This is a genomic window from Ventrimonas sp., from assembly GCF_048380235.1.
GTDB lineage: Bacteria > Bacillota > Clostridia > Lachnospirales > Lachnospiraceae > Brotaphodocola.
On sequence record NZ_DBFCCJ010000075.1, the window covers coordinates 1 to 16,871 of the forward strand.

Sequence of the window (16,871 nt, forward strand, 5' to 3'; positions counted from 1 at the left end):
GGCTCTCCTTTCTGTTAAATAATACGTTCTCGTTGCAATGAACTTTAATTTTTTACAACTCAAACTACCTTTGTTTACTTTCTCTCCAGATAATGTCCGTATATCAAAAAATCCGCTTTGCCGTCGTCCGAAAACGAAATATCCTTTTCCCTGATATGAGACTTTATCGAATAACCGATAACCTTTTACCAGATATGTGGCTTGATTCTGTTTCCGTATTCCACCCTTCAAAACTGTTAGTTTGTGAATCTGACGGTTATGACAACGGACCTTCTTTTGATAGTAATACTCACCGTTTGAAGATGCCTCTGGATTACCACTGATACATCTTGCGTCAACATAGTGCTCTTTTGGCAAGTTATACGCAATACGAGTATGTTTCGTGATATATCCGTATGTGTTATGCACTGGGGTACCAACTGGTTCGTACTGTTGCTTTAGTGCTTCGTAGAAAGCCCATCGCATAATTCCCATAAATGCAGCATCCTTAAATCGCATGCCGCGTTTAATGGCCTTTGGCAATTGTACGGTACCTTTGTGGTAACCGGTATGGCAGGTCTCACATAGTGTAATCAGATTGTTCGGGGCATTGCCCCCAGTCTTACGACTCTCAATATGGTGCACATTCAGAATTTTGTCCTTGGACTTACCCTTACAGCACTGGCAGGTATGGCCGTCACGGAATAAAACATATTCCCTGACGTTCCAGAATTCTAGCTGATCACCTTGCTGATATTCCGCGCCCTGGATATCCGGGTTCTTGATCTTCTGGATATCAAAGGAAGCTGTCTCAACCATTATCCGGCTTATCGGAAGCATCTTACAAATATTTTCTACAACGGTAAGATGTGTCCCGATCTTTTGTCGGATTGAAGGTGCTAACCAGCCATTTCCACGTCTCCGGTTATTAAATTTTGCCTGACGATACCTGGTTTTCCTGTTACGTCTCCCACGGCGAAGTTCCCGTCTGGACGATAATAAATCTACGATATCGTTTCTCAGTTCTACATCTACCTCATATAACACTTTGATTTTTGTGGTTGTCGATACTCCGATATGTTTGCTTCCGGCATCAATTCCAAGAGAAATTTCCTGTGTTTGATGTCCGGAATCATAATTCAGTTGTATTGTAAACGGACACCGTTTGATTACTTTGGCCTGGCCTGACTGTAACATCAGTCGGACCTTACGATGCCTGTCGGTAGGCATCAGTGGTTGTCCGTTTTTATCTAATACGTATACCATAACAGGCACTCTTTTCTTAAATTGGTGTGTCAATGCTTTAAGCCGGCCACACCTGCCGTAATGATACCTTCGCCAATGTTAATGAGAGGTTTTGCTGCATGCGGCACTGTCTCGTCCCATCAAGACTGTTTAACCACATACCGTAGAGCTGCAAGCTAGGTATAACACCTGCAGGTACCTATTTACGTAATCTAATGATTACACATTCTCTCCTAACGTAGTGCTCGAAACACTTAAGCTAGTCAATCAGGCTTTTACAAGCCCCCACTTCAAGCCGTTAGGCTAAGTGGTGGGTAATTGACGCATCTGTCCTTTCTTTAGCGGTCACGCTTTCCGTCTGCTCCGACATGTCCGCCGCCCGGAATATTTACATCCGTTGCCATAGTGCCGCTCTTTAAGAAGTAATACTCTGCGTCATCAATGGTCTTCCAGCCGTTTTTAACTGCCTTGCCATTCTCGGCAAAGTAATACCACTTGCCTTCCTCATTCTGATACCAGGAATTGGTCACCATTCTGCCATCCTTGCCCAGATAGTACATATCCTTGTTCTCATTATAAACCTGGTCTTTCAGGATCAGACCCTTTGCATCCACACGATACCATGCATCTCCGTCTGCTACCCAGCAGCTGGCAGCCATAGTGCCATTTCCCTGTACCCAGTAGGACGCAGCGATGGTCTTGCCCTCTTCGGTCGCAAAATCCTTATTGCCTACCTGATAGGTAAGTTCGCCGGATTCATCGTTGCTGACCAGAGTGTTGATCCAGGTATTTCTTGCCACGGTTCCGTCCTCCTGGTAATAATACCACTCACTGCCAACCTTGCCCCAGCCTGCCGCAAAAGCCGCAGTGGTAGATAACGTAGCCATCGCCAGGCTCAGCGCCATAACCTTAAACATATTTTTCTTCATAACGATCATTCTCCTTTTTCCGTCAGAACACTCTTACTGCTATAGCTTATGATACCTTTTTCCAATGGCATTTGTCAACGAATTTGCCGGGCGATTATCTGACGATTTTCTTTCAATTCCTGGTATTCTGTGTTATAATCTTTCATATTACGAAGACGGGGGAATATTATGGGAATTCAGCTTGATCGAGTCATCAACGAAAACTATGAAAAACTGAATACAGTGGACCAACATATTCTGCAGTTTGTTCAGGCCAATCTGGAATCATGCAAAAAAATGAATATTGCGGATCTGGCCAAACATTGCAGTGTTTCCACCGCAACCATCCTTCGCACAGCGCAAAAGCTGAACTTCAGCGGCTACAGCGAATTCAAATATTTTCTGCGTTCTGATTCCGCAGAGAATGCAGAAGTTCTGAACCTGATTGAGATTCTGAATCAGGATATCTCGCAGACAACGAAACTCTTCCTCCAGAACAGTCAGGTTCTGGATATCTGCCGGCTGATCGAACAGTCCAGCCGGATTTATGCCTATGGAACAGGACAGGGCCAGCGCCTGATGCTCCAGGAACTGGCCCGTTGTTTCTTGAATGTAAATAAAAATATCGTGATTATTCCGACTCACACCGAGTTGAAAATCGTTAAAAAGTACATGCGGCCGGATGACCTTTTATTTGTTGCATCCTGGTCCGGCAATATCGAAAAATACCGCGAGACCCTGCTGAATCTCAGTCTCATGAAGATTCCGCTGGTTTCTGTCACAACCATGTCCAACAATGAGCTGGCTGAGATTTCTGCCTACAATCTCTATTACCAAAGTACAGCTGTCAATAAGGAGATGAACATCAACCGTTCTTCCTATCTGACCCTGCACCTGGTTCTTCACCTGCTGTACGATCAGTATATCAATTATCTGAATCAGCCGGAAGATTCTTCACATGCATAGCCTTGCCCTTTTCTAACAGGAACGGGCGCAGATACGCGACTGTGGAACACATCGGCAGTACGTCCGGATGCAGCTGGATTCCCAGTACCTGTTCCAGATAGTTTCTGCGTTTCTCAATCCGTGCCCAGAGTTCCGGCTCTTCTTTCCGGATTTCCATGCGCAGGGATTCATCTGCCAGCGCGATTGTACTTTCCGCGCTGGTTCCCGCATAGCCGGGAACCGATGGAATGATATCCGTCTGCAGCATCATTCCGCTTTCCAGGATTTCCTCACTCGCCTCATAAACCGGAGAGGACATCCATTCTTCATCTGCCGTCAGATGTCCCGGACAAAGTGACCAACGGTATTTCTCTTTCGGCAGCACCTGCTCAATCAGGTCATACAGTTCCCCGCCGCTCATTCCGCAGCGTATTTCCTCCAGCCAGATCACCATCGCATGATAATATGGCTTTACTACCTGTTCCAGATAATCCCTCGACTCTTCCGGCAGTTCCTGTGCACTGCGAACCGCATAACCGCAGCGGGAGGAAAGTCCTCCGCGATATCCGACTGTCAGGCTGATGGGATCCCCCGGCTTCACTTCTTTGTCCATAGGATAAAGGTTTGCTTTCTCAAATCGTTTTCCTGCCGCGGCAATGGTCACTACACTGTTTTTCTGACCCAGCGCCTGCAGGTCTGCCCCGAGTTCTGTTTCCTTTACTCCAATGTCCAGATGATCCATTGCTTTTAATATGCAGTCTGAAGCCAGCGCCGCGCCAAACTCATAATGGGCCAGTTCATTGGCTGTATTGATGCATCGCACACCCTTATTTCCAATAAAAACATCTGCTGCATTCCCCACGGTTCCATCCGTTCCCGCGATTTCCCGAACTGCCTCCACAATATAGAACGGCACATCAAACAACTGCCGGTTATCCAGAATCCGGCTGGTAAAATGCTTCCATCCGGCAATTCCGATCCGGCTTCCGCTTTTCAGTCCGGCCTTCTGAAAACAGTCCGTGAGACTGCATTCGCCGATCATCGGCTGATTGGGCAGGGAAAAAAACGGAACATGAACAGCCTGGGCTTTGATCCTGGCGCAGGATACTTTATTCAGGTTTTCATTGCCCATCAGCATGGTATGATGCCCGTTTCTGTTCAAAACCAGCAGCGCCTCCTCAAATCTTGGAAGGAATCCCGTAAGATAGGCAAAATTCTGCCCATGTTCCAGATCCCCGTAAACCACCAGGGAATCCAGGTTTTCTTCTTCCATGCGTGCCATCACTGCCGCGCAGCGCTTCTCCATGACCTCATCGCTGATCAGAACCGGGACTCCGGTACAATCCGGTTCAGGAGGTGTCACGGTTCCATAGCAAATCTGTCCAGCTTCTCTCATTTTTCTTCCTCTTTGCCCAGTTCCATGATCAGATTCAGCAGAACATCAGCGCCTTTCTTCACATCTTCGTATTCACTCCATTCCTCCGGACAGTGTGAAACGCCGCCATTCCGGCTTGGAACGTAGATCATATTCGTATCCGCGAAGTCTGTCATGATCATGGAATCATGTCCGGTTCCATTGTTGATGATGCAGTGGCTGTAACCCAGCTCATCACAGATGGTTTCCATTTTCTTTACATTTTCCCAGCACATAACACTCGGCCCCGTCGGATTCGGATAATTGATCCGCCGAATTTCTTCCAGATCACAGGTAATGCCATACTGCTTTGCAACCTGGTCCAGAAGCTCCTGAATCATATGTTTGAAATCCGTCTTCTCAATGCATTCTTTGGAGAATGTGCGAATCTCAATCTTTCCTTCCACCAACTCCGGTACAAACTGATTGGAGTTCGGCGTGATATCCAGCTTGCCCACCATACCGGTCACATCCGGTCCAAGAGCCCTGATCTGCTCATCAAACATGGTGATAAAACGGGCTGCTGCAACCAGTGCATCCTTCCGGTTGTCCATCGGAGCGGTAGAATCCGCAGTCTGCCCGTGGAAACGGATCGTATAGCGTCCGATTCCGGCCAAGTATTTGATCAGGCCGATCTCCATATTTTCGCGGTCCAGAACCGGTCCCTGTTCCACATGCATTTCCACAAAATTTTTGATGGATTCAGGCGCACGCTTTGCAGATTCCAGATCCGGAACCAGTCCGTACTCCTTCATGGCCTCCAGCTTTGTCTGTCCAAAGCGGTTCTTCACCGTCTCCAGCTCTCCCATCGTCATGGTGCCCACCATCGCGCGTGAATTGGAAACTCCGGTGCAGGGGCCAAAGGTGGCCCCCTCCTCTGCATTCATCAGGATCAGCTCCAGCGGATAATCATTTTCATATCCGCATTCATGGAGCACCCTCATCGTTTCCAGTGCTGCAACACTGCCTGCCGCACCGTCAAAAGCGCCTCCGTTTACCACGGAATCATAGTGGGATCCAAACATGACAACCGGCGCGTCTTTTAGCTTTCCCTCTTTTCTTCCGAACAGCGTTCCAAATCCGTCCTCATAAATCTGAAGCCCCAGTTTTTTCATTTCTTCCTTGAGATATTCCTTGGCCATCTTATCTTCTTTGGAATAAGAAGACCGTGTCACACCATGTCCCGGTGTGGAAGTATAGGTTGCCAGTACCTCCAGGTCATGCTGTATTCTCGCCTTATTTGTTTTCATATTTTCTCTTCTCCCTGTATGGCTTTTAGTTGATTTTTACATCAATTCCCTGATGTTCCTTAAGATTCTGATGTGCTGCATTTACATTCACAGCTTTATTCGGGAAGATCAGGATTACCACTGGATCAAATCCTTTTGACTGGATCAGTTCCCGGTCAAATGTAATCAGCTTTTCTCCCTGTTTTACTTTCTGTCCCTGTTTTACAAAGGCCTTAAAGCCTTCCCCTTTCAGCTTCACGGTGTCAATGCCAATATGGATCAGCACTTCATCTCCGTTTTCTGTTACGATGCCGACTGCATGATTTGTTTCAAAGCAGGCTGCAACTGTTCCGCTCCACGGTGCGTATACGGTATCACTTTCCGGAATGATGGCAAATCCATCCCCTACCATCTTCTGGGAAAATGCGGTGTCTTTCACTTCCGTGATCGGAATCAGGGTTCCTGCTACCGGAGCCTCAAAGCCTGCGTGCTTTTCTGCCGCACTGCCCCCTGCTTTTTTCACAGCACGCTTCAGTTCTGCTGCTGCCTTCTCAACCTTTGCGCCGTATACAACCTGGACATTCTCCTCATTGATGCGGATCAGTCCAAGTGAACCGGTTGCCTTTAATGCCTTTTCATTGACTTTCGCGGAATCCTTCAGAATCAGTCTGAGACGGGAAATACAGTTATCGATCTCAACAATATTTTCTTTTCCGCCAAGTGCTTCCATGATTGCAGCGCCAAGTTCGGTAATCTCTTCATTATAGTCCACTGCATCCGACTCGTCCTCGCGGCCCGTAGTCTTGATATTAAACTTCACAATCGCCCACTTAAATACATTGTAGTAGATCACCGCGTAAACCAGTCCTACTGCCACATTCAGGATCCATTTGGTCTGCGGTCCGCGAAGCACACCAAACAGCATGAGGTCAACCAGGCCGCCGCCTGCGTTACCGATGCAGACACCCAGGAAGGTGTTGATCAGGAAAGACGTACCTGCCATAAATGCATGGAAGACCCATAAAAGCGGCGAAATAAAGATAAAGGAAAACTCAATCGGCTCGGTGATGCCGGTAAAGAAACTGGTCAGGCCAGCTGCCAGTAAAATACCTTTTGCTTTTTCACGATTCTGCGGATATGCAGTTTTATACATTGCGTAGCATGCTGCCGGAAGACCAAATACCATGAACGGATGAGTTCCCTGTGTCAGGAAACGGGTTGCCTGACGCATAACATCCATATCCGGATTCTGCTGCATCAGCAGAGTATTGAAGATATTCAGTGCGCCGGATACCTGCTGGCCGTCGATCTCTGCGGTTCCTCCGATCGGAGTGAAACGGATCAGCTGGTTCAAAATGTGATGCAGTCCGGTCGGGATCAGCAGACGCTCCAGGAATCCGTAAATAAATGTGCCAAATGCTCCCGCAGATGCAAGAAGATGACCGAAACCATTGATGATTACGTTAAATACCGGCCATACAAAGAACATAAGCAGGCCTAAGAACGGAATCGTCACAACCATCATGATCGGAACGAAACGCTTGCCGCTGAAGAAGCTGAATGCTACCGGAAGCTGTGTCTCATGGAAACGGTTGTGGATCATTGCGGTCCAGAGACCAACAATGATACCGCCAAAGATGCTCATACGGTAGGTAAAGATACCCATAACCGTGTCATAGGCCGCGTTCTGCTGTGTTGCCTCCAGCAAGGAATACCCCTGTCCCATCAGATAGTCAATGCTGACTGTATCTGCTGTAATTCCTTTCAGGCTTAAGAAGAAGCGGATTGTGGTATGAAACAGTGCAAAGCCAATGATGGATGCAAATGTTGCCACTTCACGGTCTTCCCTTGACATACCCTGTGCCACAGACATACAGAACAGAATCGGAAGAAGACCAAACAAGGCGCCTGCCAGCGCATTTACAAGACTGACAAAATTGTTTACAAACGCTACATCCTGAAGTACATTACCAAATACATTCGGATTCTGCAGTGTTGATGCAAGTCCTAATAATAAACCGGCTGCTACAATAATGGATAATGGCCCCATCAAAGATTTTCCCAGCTTTTGTATAAATGTTTTCATTTTACCCTCCATTTCATTATATTTGCGCGCAAAATCATTTTAATGATAAATAGAGCATAACAAACCGTCAGCCGGAAGTAAATATGCAGACAGCATTCTGACTCATCCTGCCGTCTTCTGACATTTTTTACATTTTATGAAACTTTTTACAGGGGAATAACAATTTGAAAGTAATACCAATATAGGTCCGAAGCCGGTTATTCCGGCATACCGCTGCGCAAAATATGGATATTGTGTTCGGACGATGCAGCTGACAGATGTTTGCGGATAGTCGGACAAGATGTCCGCCTACTTCAAACACCAGTCGCTGCATAGCCGGACACGTATACCCATATTTATGCTCCGCGGAATCCCGGGATAACCGGCTTCTACTGTATTGGCCTCACTAAGAAAAGATAGACACAGCCAGAACGATATTGATAAAAGCCTGAAATTTCAGCTTTATCAGTACCGCTCCGATTGTGTCTTTTATTGTAGTAGAATAGCCAGGAAAGCAGAAGCAGGACGGGGTGGTATCCTGCGCAGCATAAATAGAAGTGCAATGTGTCCGGCTAGCGACTGACGTTTTCGGGAGGCGGACGGTCAGTCCGACTGTCCGCAAACGGCTGTCAGCCACATCGTCCGAACACGGCACTTCTATTTTGCGCAGCGGGATACCGCCCCGGCCTGCTTCGGACCTTTCATGAACATGATTTAAATTTTTAGTCGAGCTCGTCTTCTCCTACGATCTCGTCAAACTCCTGGTCGTCCAGAAGCTCATCGAATGCGTCTGCAACTACCTCGTACTCGTCATCGTCCTCAATGTTGTCCAGGCTCGGATTGCCGTCTGCGTCTTCCTCGTAGCGATATAAGTATACCTCGCCCTCGTCTGCCTCTGCACCCTCGGTCGGGAGCAGTGCGATATAGTCACGGTCGCCTGCCTCAAAGATGGTGAGCACAACGCACTCTACCTCGCTGCCGTCATCTAAGGTCAGGGTAACAGTCATCTCCTCCTGCTCTAAATCCATCTCTTCGTTCTGGTTCTTTGCCATAAAAATGTACCTCACTTTTAAAATTGGTTTTCAATGGTTTCGTCTGGTAAACATATTACCTCTCCACTTTATCAGATAGCTGACGCAAAAGCAATAACTAAAATTCGATTCCCCTGCGGGCCGGAATTCCTTTCTCATAGGGGTGCCTGCGCATACAGATTTCAGATACATAGTCTGCCAGTTCCAGAAATGTCTCTGACGGATTCCGCCCGGTCAGCACAACCTCCAGCTTTTCAGGCCTGTTCTGCAGAAATTCTACAACCGACGTTTCCCGCACCATACCGTAATTGCAGGAGGCCAGAATCTCATCCAGGATCAGCAGGTCGTACTGTCCCTGCACAGCTTCTTTTGCCGCAGCCTCAAACCGGCTCTGATAATAGAGGGCGGCTTCCTGCTTCTGTTCTTCGGTCATGCGAAACACAAAGCCGAAGGTACGGTCACAGGGGGTTACGGTAATGCCGGGAATGCTTCGGAGCACTTCCACTTCCCCGGAGTTTTCGGTCTTCAGAAAACGTATCACCAGGACTTTCATGCCACAGCCTGCTGCACGGACCGCCATTCCCACGGCTGCGGAGGTTTTTCCCTTGCCGTCACCGCAATAAATGTGAAGCAGACCCTGTCTGTTTTTCTCCATCACCGCACCGCCTTTCTGTTATAGCTTCCCGCAGCTCCATTCTGCTGCGGCCCAGGCCTGAACTCCCCGGGCGGTGCGCCATCGGGATACAGGTATTCATCAATGAATCTTGACCTCTCCTGGGGCTTTCCGTACCGTTCCTTCGTGTAATAGACATGGAGACGGTCTTTGGCCCGGGTCATGGCCACATAAAACATGCGACGTTCCTCCTCTAAGTCTGCCACCAGCACGGCCTTATGATGGGGCGTTACCCGCTCATTGGCGTCCATGATGTAGACCACCGGAAACTCCAGGCCCTTGGAGCTGTGCATCGTCATGAGTGCCACACAGTTCAAATCCCGTTCGCCCAGGTTCTGGGCCTGCTGCTTTAGCTGCTCGCCGTACTCCTCCATGTGGAGAAGCCAGGCCTCCATAGTCTTATAGCCGGATGCGCTCTCCTGGATCTGGTCTGCCAGTTCAAACAGCTCTTCCGGCTTCATGCGCCGGTATTCCGCGTAATCCTTCAGATATTCATCATAGCCGATGGCCTTGCGGATATAATTCACTGCCGCCACCGGCGCCAACTTCTTTAAGATTTTCAGATCATACTCCAGATCCTCGATCCGCTCCACCATCCAGTCCTTCGCCCTGTACCAGGATTTCACACTGTCCCAGGAAATGACGGCTCCGTCCAGCGCTTCCCGGCTGATGTAACGCTTCGGCCGGTTGATGATGCGCAGGGCATCGGCCCGCTTTGCCTGGTGCTGTTCCGCCAGCGGATCTGCCGCCATGCGGATGTAGGTCAGAAGATCCTGGGTGATCCAGTGCTCGTAAATGTTTGGCAGGGCATCCCGCATCTGAAACGGAATGTTGTATTCCATCAGCCGCTCCATGAGAAGCCGCGGTTCCAGATTGGTGCGGTAGAGCACCGCAATATCCGAATATGGATATCCCATCTGTACATAATCCTGGATTTCCTTCACGATCTTGCGGGTCTCCGCCTGGGCATCGGCAAAGCCAGCGGTAACCACCGGCTTTCCCGCACCTCTCGCAGCCCGGATTTCCTTGTCAAACCTGGTCTTGTTATGCCGGATCAGTTTTCCGGCGTCATCCACAATGTTTGAAGTAGAGCGATAGTTTATCCCCAGAAGTGTCCGTTTTGCCTGGGGATAATCCTTCTCAAAGCCCAGCATGATCTCCGGCTTTGCGCCCCGGAACCGGTAGATGGACTGGTCATCATCGCCCACAATAAACAGATTATTCCCGGGCGCTGCCAACATCCGGACTATCTCATATTGTACCCGGTTGATGTCCTGAAATTCATCGATCAGAATATACCGGTACTTGTTCTGCCACGCCGCCAGAATGTCCTTTCGCTGGGTAAACAGCTCATAGCAGAGTACCAGCATATCGTCAAAATCCAGAAGCCCTTTGTCCATCATGGCCTTCTCATAGCCCTGGTACAGCTTCTTAAACAGCTCCTCCGAACAGTTTTTGGAATAATAGTAGTCCAGATTCATCATCTCGCCCTTTACCAGGCTGATCTCGGTGAGGATCTGGGACGTAAATTCTGCCTCGTCCTCCACATCCATGCGGAGTTTATCTACCAGCTCCCGGATGATCCGGGTGCGCTGCTCTTCCCGGGCAATGTTAGATGCGTCATAGCGGTAGGCACGCTTTAAAATAGAAAAAAATACCGCGTGAAACGTACCAAAGCTGACGGGGAGCCTGCGCCCCTCCATCAGCTTTTCAAATCGCTGCCTCATTTCCTGCGCAGCGGCTTTTGTAAATGTAATCACCAGGATGCTGCCCGGCTCCACTCCGCACTGCTCCACCAGATACTTGACCCTGTGGGTAATAACGGTCGTTTTGCCTGATCCCGGTCCTGCCAGCACCATCATCGGGCCTTCCCGATGATGGATTGCCTGCAGCTGTGCCTCATGAAACGCCATGTATGCGGTTCCTTTCTTATGCGTTCACTGCTCCGAGCAGCTCAATACCCTTGCGGATACGCGCCAGAGACTCATCCTTTCCAAGTACTTCCATGATCTCGGTCGCGCCGGCCGGAGTCATCTGCTTTCCGGATACTGCGGTACGGATCGGCCACATTACAAAACCGGTCTTGTAACCTTTCTCAGATACATAAGCAGATAATGCAGCGTAAAGAGCGTCGTTGGTGAAGTCCTCCTGGGCTTCGAGGATCGGCAGCACATCTTTTAATACCTCAAGGGAATTCTCGGAATTGGTCTTCATCTTCTTATGGGTGTACATTGCCACATCATATTCCGGCAGCTCCTGGAAGAAATCTACCTGTGCAGCAATGTCCGGGAAGATCTCGATACGGGTCTTGACCATGCCTGCGATCTTCTTCAGATCCAGTTCTTTGGTGATGGTAGCCTTTAAGTACGGTTCTGCCAGCTCATAGAAGCGGTCTGCATCCATAGCCTTTAAGTACTCGCCGTTCATCCATTTTAACTTGGTGATATCGAATACAGCCGGAGACTTGCTGATGTTATGGTAGTCAAATGCCTTTACCAGCTCCTCTAAAGAGAATATCTCCTGGTTATCGGTCGGGGACCAGCCCAGCAGTGCCACATAGTTGACAACTGCCTCGGATACAAACCCCTGGTCGATCAGATCCTCGAAGGAGGAATGACCGCTTCTCTTGGAGAGCTTCTTGTGGAACTCATCGGTGATCAGCGGGCAGTGTACATAGACCGGGATCTCCCAGCCGAACGCGTCATACAGACGGTTATACTTCGGAGAGGAGGACAGATACTCATTGCCGCGCACCACATGGGTGATGCCCATTAAATGGTCATCCACTACGTTTGCAAAGTTGTAGGTCGGATAGCCATCGGACTTGATCAGGACCATATCATCCAGCTCAGAGTTGTCTACGGTGATGTCTCCGTAAATCTCATCGTGGAAGGTAGTGGTTCCCTCAGTCGGGTTATTCTGACGGATGACATACGGCATGCCTGCTGCCAGGTTTGCCTCTACCTCTTCCCTGCTTAAGTGGAGGCAGTGCTTGTCATAGGTCATGATCTCTTCTCCGTTAACGGTCTTCTTTAAGGAGTTTAAACGCTCCTGGGTACAGAAGCAGTAATAGGCCTCGCCTTTTTCTACCAGCTTCTTTGCGTATTCCAGATAAATGCCGGCTTTCTGGCGCTCACTCTGTACATACGGGCCGCAGCCTCCGTCCTTGTCCGGGCCTTCATCGTGAACGAGTCCGGTCTCCTCCAGGGTACGGTAGATAATCTCGGTAGCGCCCTCTACATAACGCTCCTGGTCGGTATCCTCAATACGCAGAAGGAAATCGCCGCCCTCATGCTTTGCGATGAGGTATGCGTACAGCGCGGTTCTTAAGTTACCTACATGCATACGGCCGGTCGGGCTCGGTGCATATCTTGTTCTGATCTTTGTCATGATAGAAGCTCCTTTGTTGATATATGAATTTTTTGATTAACCAATTTTGTAACTGCCGTCACCCTTTCCGGCAAAGCTTCCGGAGAAGAGCACCTTTGCGGCCTCAATAAGATATGCGGTGTCACGGCTTCCTGCTGTCTCATAGCTGGAATGCATGGCCAGCTGCGGCAGGCCGATATCTACCGTGTTCAGCGCTACCTGGGTACCGGAAATATTTCCCAGGGTGGAGCCGCCCAGAATGTCAGAGCGGTTTAAAAATACCTGGTACGGAACCTCTGCCTTCTCGCAGATGGTCTTGAATACCGCTGCGGATACGGCATCGGTGCAGTACTTCTGGTTTGCGCTGTACTTAATGACAATGCCCTGGTTTAAATACGGGCGGCTGGTCGGGTCAGCCTTGTCCGGCTGGTTCGGATGGATGGCATGGGCATTGTCTGCGGATACCATGAAGCTGGATGCCAGCGCGGTCAGATATTCTTCCCCGGTGCGTCCCATGCCGGTATTGATGCGGCGCAGGACATCCTTTAAGAAGGTGGATTCTGCGCCCTGCTTGGTTCCGCTGCCAACTTCCTCGTTATCGTATACACAGTGAACAGCTACGCTGTCCTTCGGCTCTGCTGCTAAAAATCCCTTCAGGGAAGAGAATGCGCACTGCAGATCGTCTAAGTGCGGGCTTGCCAGAAACTCACCATCCGCGCCCAGCAGGGTACCTCTCATGCGGTTATATAAGAATAAGTCGGTATCCAGAATATCCTCTGCCTTCACACCGGCCTCTTTTGCGATCAGCTCGGTAAAGCAGCCCTTCACCTGCTTTTCTGCTGCCTCACAGAACAGCGGGAGCATATCCTTCTGCGGGTTGAACGCATATCCATCGTTCACCTGACGGTTCATGTGGATAGCAAGATTCGGAATGATCATGAGATCACGGTCTGCATTTACCAGCCTGGTGGCGATGCCGTCAGCGGTTCGCACGATCACACGGCCTGCTACGGAAAGCGGACGGTCCAGCCAGGTGGAGCAGATCATGCCGCCGTATTTCTCCACATTCAGCTTTACATACTGGTTCTCCACCTCGATCTCTGCATTAGCCTTGATCTTAAAGACCGGAGAATCACTGTGGCTTGCCATGATCTGAAAACCGGTAAAGTCTTTTTTCGGAATGAAAAACGCGATCAGGGCAGAATCATTTCTGGTGACATAGTAGCCACGGCCGGCCTCCAGCTTCCATTTCTCCCCCTCATACAGGCGGGTGCAGCCGGCCTCCTTTAGCATCTCGCACATGTTTGCGGTTGCGTGGAACGCACTCGGGCTGTGATCCAGAAACGCAAGCAGCTCTCTGTTGGTCTCGTCAAAGTTTAAATTTGCCTTGCTCATGATAATACCTTCTCTAAATCCTTTCTTAAGTTCTCTACGCTTCCATCCGCGAAGCAGTGACCGTCCATGCCGCAGGCTCTCGCCCCTTTAATATTCATCGGCAGGTCATCAATAAAGTAGCACTCCTCCGGCTTTAATCCAAACCGTCTGAAGAAATGCTCATACATCTCCTTCTGCGGCTTTATGCATTTCACTTCCGCAGAAAAGAGCAGTCCGTCAAAGCATTCCACTGCTGGAATGACTTCCTTATAACAGGATGGAAGGCGGATAGATGCGTTGGAACAGACATAAAGGCCATAGCCCTTTGCCTTTAATTCCCGCACCAGCGCTTCCATCTCTTCATTTTTCCACATGCAGTATTTGTCCCAGTTGTCAAAGCACTGCTTTGCTGCCTCATGAAGACGTTCCGGCAGCCGGGCGCACATTTTTCTGAAGCCCTCTTCTTCGGAAATCACGCCCATATCCAGCAGGACCCACTCTGGTGAATCAAACACCGCCGCACAGACGGCCTTCTGGTCAGCCTCATTGTCTATAAAATGACGGCAGGCCCGCATAGACTCATAATAAATCAGGACCTTTCCCATATCAAATACGATATTTTTGATCATTATCCCTCTCCTTTTATTTTCTGTCAGACTCCCCCGCTTTTTCTTTTCACCTTTTTGCTGTTTTTTCTGCAGCTGACACACTTCCTGCATCAGCGGTCTCCGGTCAGCAGCTTCCAAAGTCCCGGCATATACCGCCGCAGAGTTTTTTCCATCACTGTGCTGATCAGAAGAACCAGAAGCGGCATTACCAGAAACAGGCCAAACGGACCGTACCATTCCGGCACTGCGCCGCCCATCAGCATGGCCGCTCCCTTGTTGATCAGCCGTACAAGGGCAAAATGCACCGCATACAGGAAAAAGCTATGCTTCATAAAATCCTTTGCCTCCGGAAGAGACTTGCCCGGAAGCACCAGCCAGAATCCCGTCACCGCACATAACCGGCAAAGGACAAAGGATGGAACACAGGCCCGCCAGAGCCCGATATAATAAATCGCCGCTGCTGCCAGGAGGCTGAAAAGCCCGGCTGCAAGACGTTTTCCATTTCCCGCGCCCTCCACCGTATCCCGGCAGTAAAGCGCAAGCATGGCTCCGCTTCCATAATAGATCATCGCATCCGGATTCACCGGAAAGCCATCTGGCTTTACCTGCACAAGGATCCAGAAAAACAGCAGAAGCAAAAGGCCGCTCCATACCCGCTTTAACAGCGGATAAAGCACCGGAGCCAGCAGCACCAGCCACAGAAGCTGGTATAAATACCAGAATACATTGTTATAGGTGTGGGCCACCACGGCATCCACCACAGCCGTAAGCGAAAATTCCACAACACCCTTTCCTACCACATCCCCCACCGCAGGAATACGGCTGGCAATGACATAGCTGAGGTAATACAGAAAATTCCACACGATATAGGGGACCAGCAGACTCTTAATACGCCGCTGCCATTTTCCTCTCAGTTTTCCCCAGTCAAAATCCCGGTAAAACCGGTAACCGGAGATCATGAAAAAGCCCGGCACCGCAATCTGCCCGAGCCAGTCTCCGATCCGGTGTTCCAGCACATAGACCATACCGGTGGCTGCCTGATATCCCAGAAACAGCTCCGCGTTGTAGGAATGAACCCAGATCACCAGCAGACTGAGTGCAAAAGAGAACCATGTGACTTTGTTGCGAAATTCTAACTCGGTCATATGATTCCCCCTCGTCTGTCACACATTTTATCAGTCTGCAATCCGAAAACCGGACACCAGATTCATCCGCCTGTTACAATACATCGGAAAAATGCGGGCGCAGCCGCTTAAACACCCGAAGTCCCAGAAGTCCGATCACCAGAGTCACCACCCAGAAGTAGATGCCGAGCTTTGGCCGCTCCCAGAACCAGTTTCCGGTCAGCATGCTGTCCCGGTAGCCTGCTACCACATAGTAGAACGGATTCAGTTTCAGAATTGTCACAAACCATGGTGCCTTGTCAGCAAACATGGTCTCCTGGTACATGATCGGAGTCAGCCACATGCCAAACTGCAGACAGATGCTGACGATCTGCGCCATATCCTTAAAAAAGACATTGATGGCAGAGGTCAGATATCCAAAGGCCAGCGCCAGCATGGCAGCCGCAAAGCTGTAATACAGGATCTGGATCCAGGTTGCCATGGGAAGACGTCCGTAGCACAAAAATACTGCCAGCATGATCCCGGCGAAAAACGCATGCACCAGCATGCAGGAGATCAGCTTGATGATGGGCAGGATCTCTACCTGGAATACAACCTTCTTGACCAGATAACTGTACTCCTGCAGACATCCGGTCACACAGTTTAATGCCTCACTGTAGAAAAACCACGGTACAATACCCGGAATCAGCCACAGCACGTAAGGGACACCCGGAACCGGCGGCACACTCTTAAATCCCACCTGGAAGATGAAGAAATAAATAAGTACCGTAACGATAGGCTGGACCAGCATCCAGACCATGCCGAAATAGGAGCCCACGAAGCGTTTTCGAAAATCTGCCTTTGCCAGATCCCAGATGAGTTTTCGTTTCCTGACGATTTCTTTCATCAGAGAAATTACATAATTCAT

The 16,871-nt window shown here is 49.5% G+C and carries 14 protein-coding genes; 1 reads left to right on the top strand and 13 read right to left on the bottom strand.

What is annotated here, in order from left to right:
- Both iscB and ACMP1L_RS11455 read right to left on the bottom strand, forming a co-directional pair.
- Positions 1-1,245 (bottom strand): RNA-guided endonuclease IscB (gene iscB, locus ACMP1L_RS11450; protein ID WP_418453085.1); only part of this gene is annotated, 1,245 nt, incomplete at its 3' end.
- Positions 1,246-1,562: 317 nt separating this feature from the next.
- The gene (locus ACMP1L_RS11455; protein WP_178716699.1) at positions 1,563-2,153 is read right to left on the bottom strand and encodes a PspC-like choline-binding domain-containing protein; all 591 of its coding nucleotides are present in this window, start codon (positions 2,151-2,153) and stop codon (positions 1,563-1,565) included.
- Between the two features lie 168 nt (positions 2,154-2,321).
- Between ACMP1L_RS11455 and ACMP1L_RS11460 the strand changes: the two genes are divergently transcribed.
- Positions 2,322-3,098, top strand: a complete 777-nt coding sequence (locus ACMP1L_RS11460; RefSeq protein WP_418453086.1) for a MurR/RpiR family transcriptional regulator — start codon at positions 2,322-2,324, stop codon at positions 3,096-3,098.
- Here the strand turns inward: ACMP1L_RS11460 and ACMP1L_RS11465 are convergent.
- The 11 genes from ACMP1L_RS11465 to ACMP1L_RS11515 form a co-directional block, all read right to left on the bottom strand.
- Positions 3,058-4,473: a M24 family metallopeptidase gene (locus ACMP1L_RS11465; protein ID WP_418453087.1), complete on the bottom strand. Its 1,416-nt coding sequence runs from the start codon at positions 4,471-4,473 to the stop codon at positions 3,058-3,060. The two genes, ACMP1L_RS11460 and ACMP1L_RS11465, sit on opposite strands and share 41 nt — an antisense overlap.
- Positions 4,470-5,741: a M20 family metallo-hydrolase gene (locus ACMP1L_RS11470; protein WP_118534012.1), complete on the bottom strand. Its 1,272-nt coding sequence runs from the start codon at positions 5,739-5,741 to the stop codon at positions 4,470-4,472. Before ACMP1L_RS11470 ends, ACMP1L_RS11465 begins: the two co-directional genes overlap by 4 nt.
- Positions 5,742-5,766: 25 nt before the next feature.
- Positions 5,767-7,806, bottom strand: coding sequence for a glucose PTS transporter subunit IIA (locus ACMP1L_RS11475; RefSeq protein ID WP_418453088.1), 2,040 nt, complete (start codon positions 7,804-7,806; stop codon positions 5,767-5,769).
- Between the two features lie 701 nt (positions 7,807-8,507).
- Positions 8,508-8,837, bottom strand: a complete 330-nt coding sequence (locus ACMP1L_RS11480; protein ID WP_118534011.1) for a DUF1292 domain-containing protein — start codon at positions 8,835-8,837, stop codon at positions 8,508-8,510.
- Positions 8,838-8,934: 97 nt separating this feature from the next.
- A complete protein-coding gene (locus tag ACMP1L_RS11485) occupies positions 8,935-9,471 on the bottom strand; it encodes a cob(I)yrinic acid a,c-diamide adenosyltransferase (protein ID WP_418453089.1) in 537 nt (178 codons plus the stop codon).
- The gene (locus tag ACMP1L_RS11490; RefSeq protein WP_418453090.1) at positions 9,471-11,402 is read right to left on the bottom strand and encodes an ATP-dependent helicase; all 1,932 of its coding nucleotides are present in this window, start codon (positions 11,400-11,402) and stop codon (positions 9,471-9,473) included. The genes ACMP1L_RS11485 and ACMP1L_RS11490 overlap by 1 nt, the downstream gene beginning before the upstream one ends.
- 16 nt (positions 11,403-11,418) lie before the next feature.
- On the bottom strand, positions 11,419-12,879 hold the full coding sequence (gltX, locus tag ACMP1L_RS11495) for a glutamate--tRNA ligase (protein ID WP_418453091.1): 1,461 nt from the start codon (positions 12,877-12,879) through the stop codon (positions 11,419-11,421).
- A gap of 36 nt (positions 12,880-12,915) precedes the next feature.
- Entirely contained in the window at positions 12,916-14,253 is a 1,338-nt protein-coding gene (locus tag ACMP1L_RS11500) for a M18 family aminopeptidase (protein ID WP_418453092.1), read from the bottom strand.
- Positions 14,250-14,861 (bottom strand): HAD family hydrolase, encoded by a 612-nt coding sequence (locus tag ACMP1L_RS11505; RefSeq protein ID WP_418453093.1) that lies wholly within the window; start codon positions 14,859-14,861, stop codon positions 14,250-14,252. The genes ACMP1L_RS11500 and ACMP1L_RS11505 overlap by 4 nt, the downstream gene beginning before the upstream one ends.
- A gap of 89 nt (positions 14,862-14,950) precedes the next feature.
- Complete coding sequence (locus ACMP1L_RS11510; protein ID WP_118732567.1) at positions 14,951-15,985, bottom strand: acyltransferase family protein; 1,035 nt, start codon at positions 15,983-15,985, stop codon at positions 14,951-14,953.
- Between the two features lie 73 nt (positions 15,986-16,058).
- Entirely contained in the window at positions 16,059-16,871 is an 813-nt protein-coding gene (locus tag ACMP1L_RS11515; protein ID WP_177303344.1) for an ABC transporter permease, read from the bottom strand.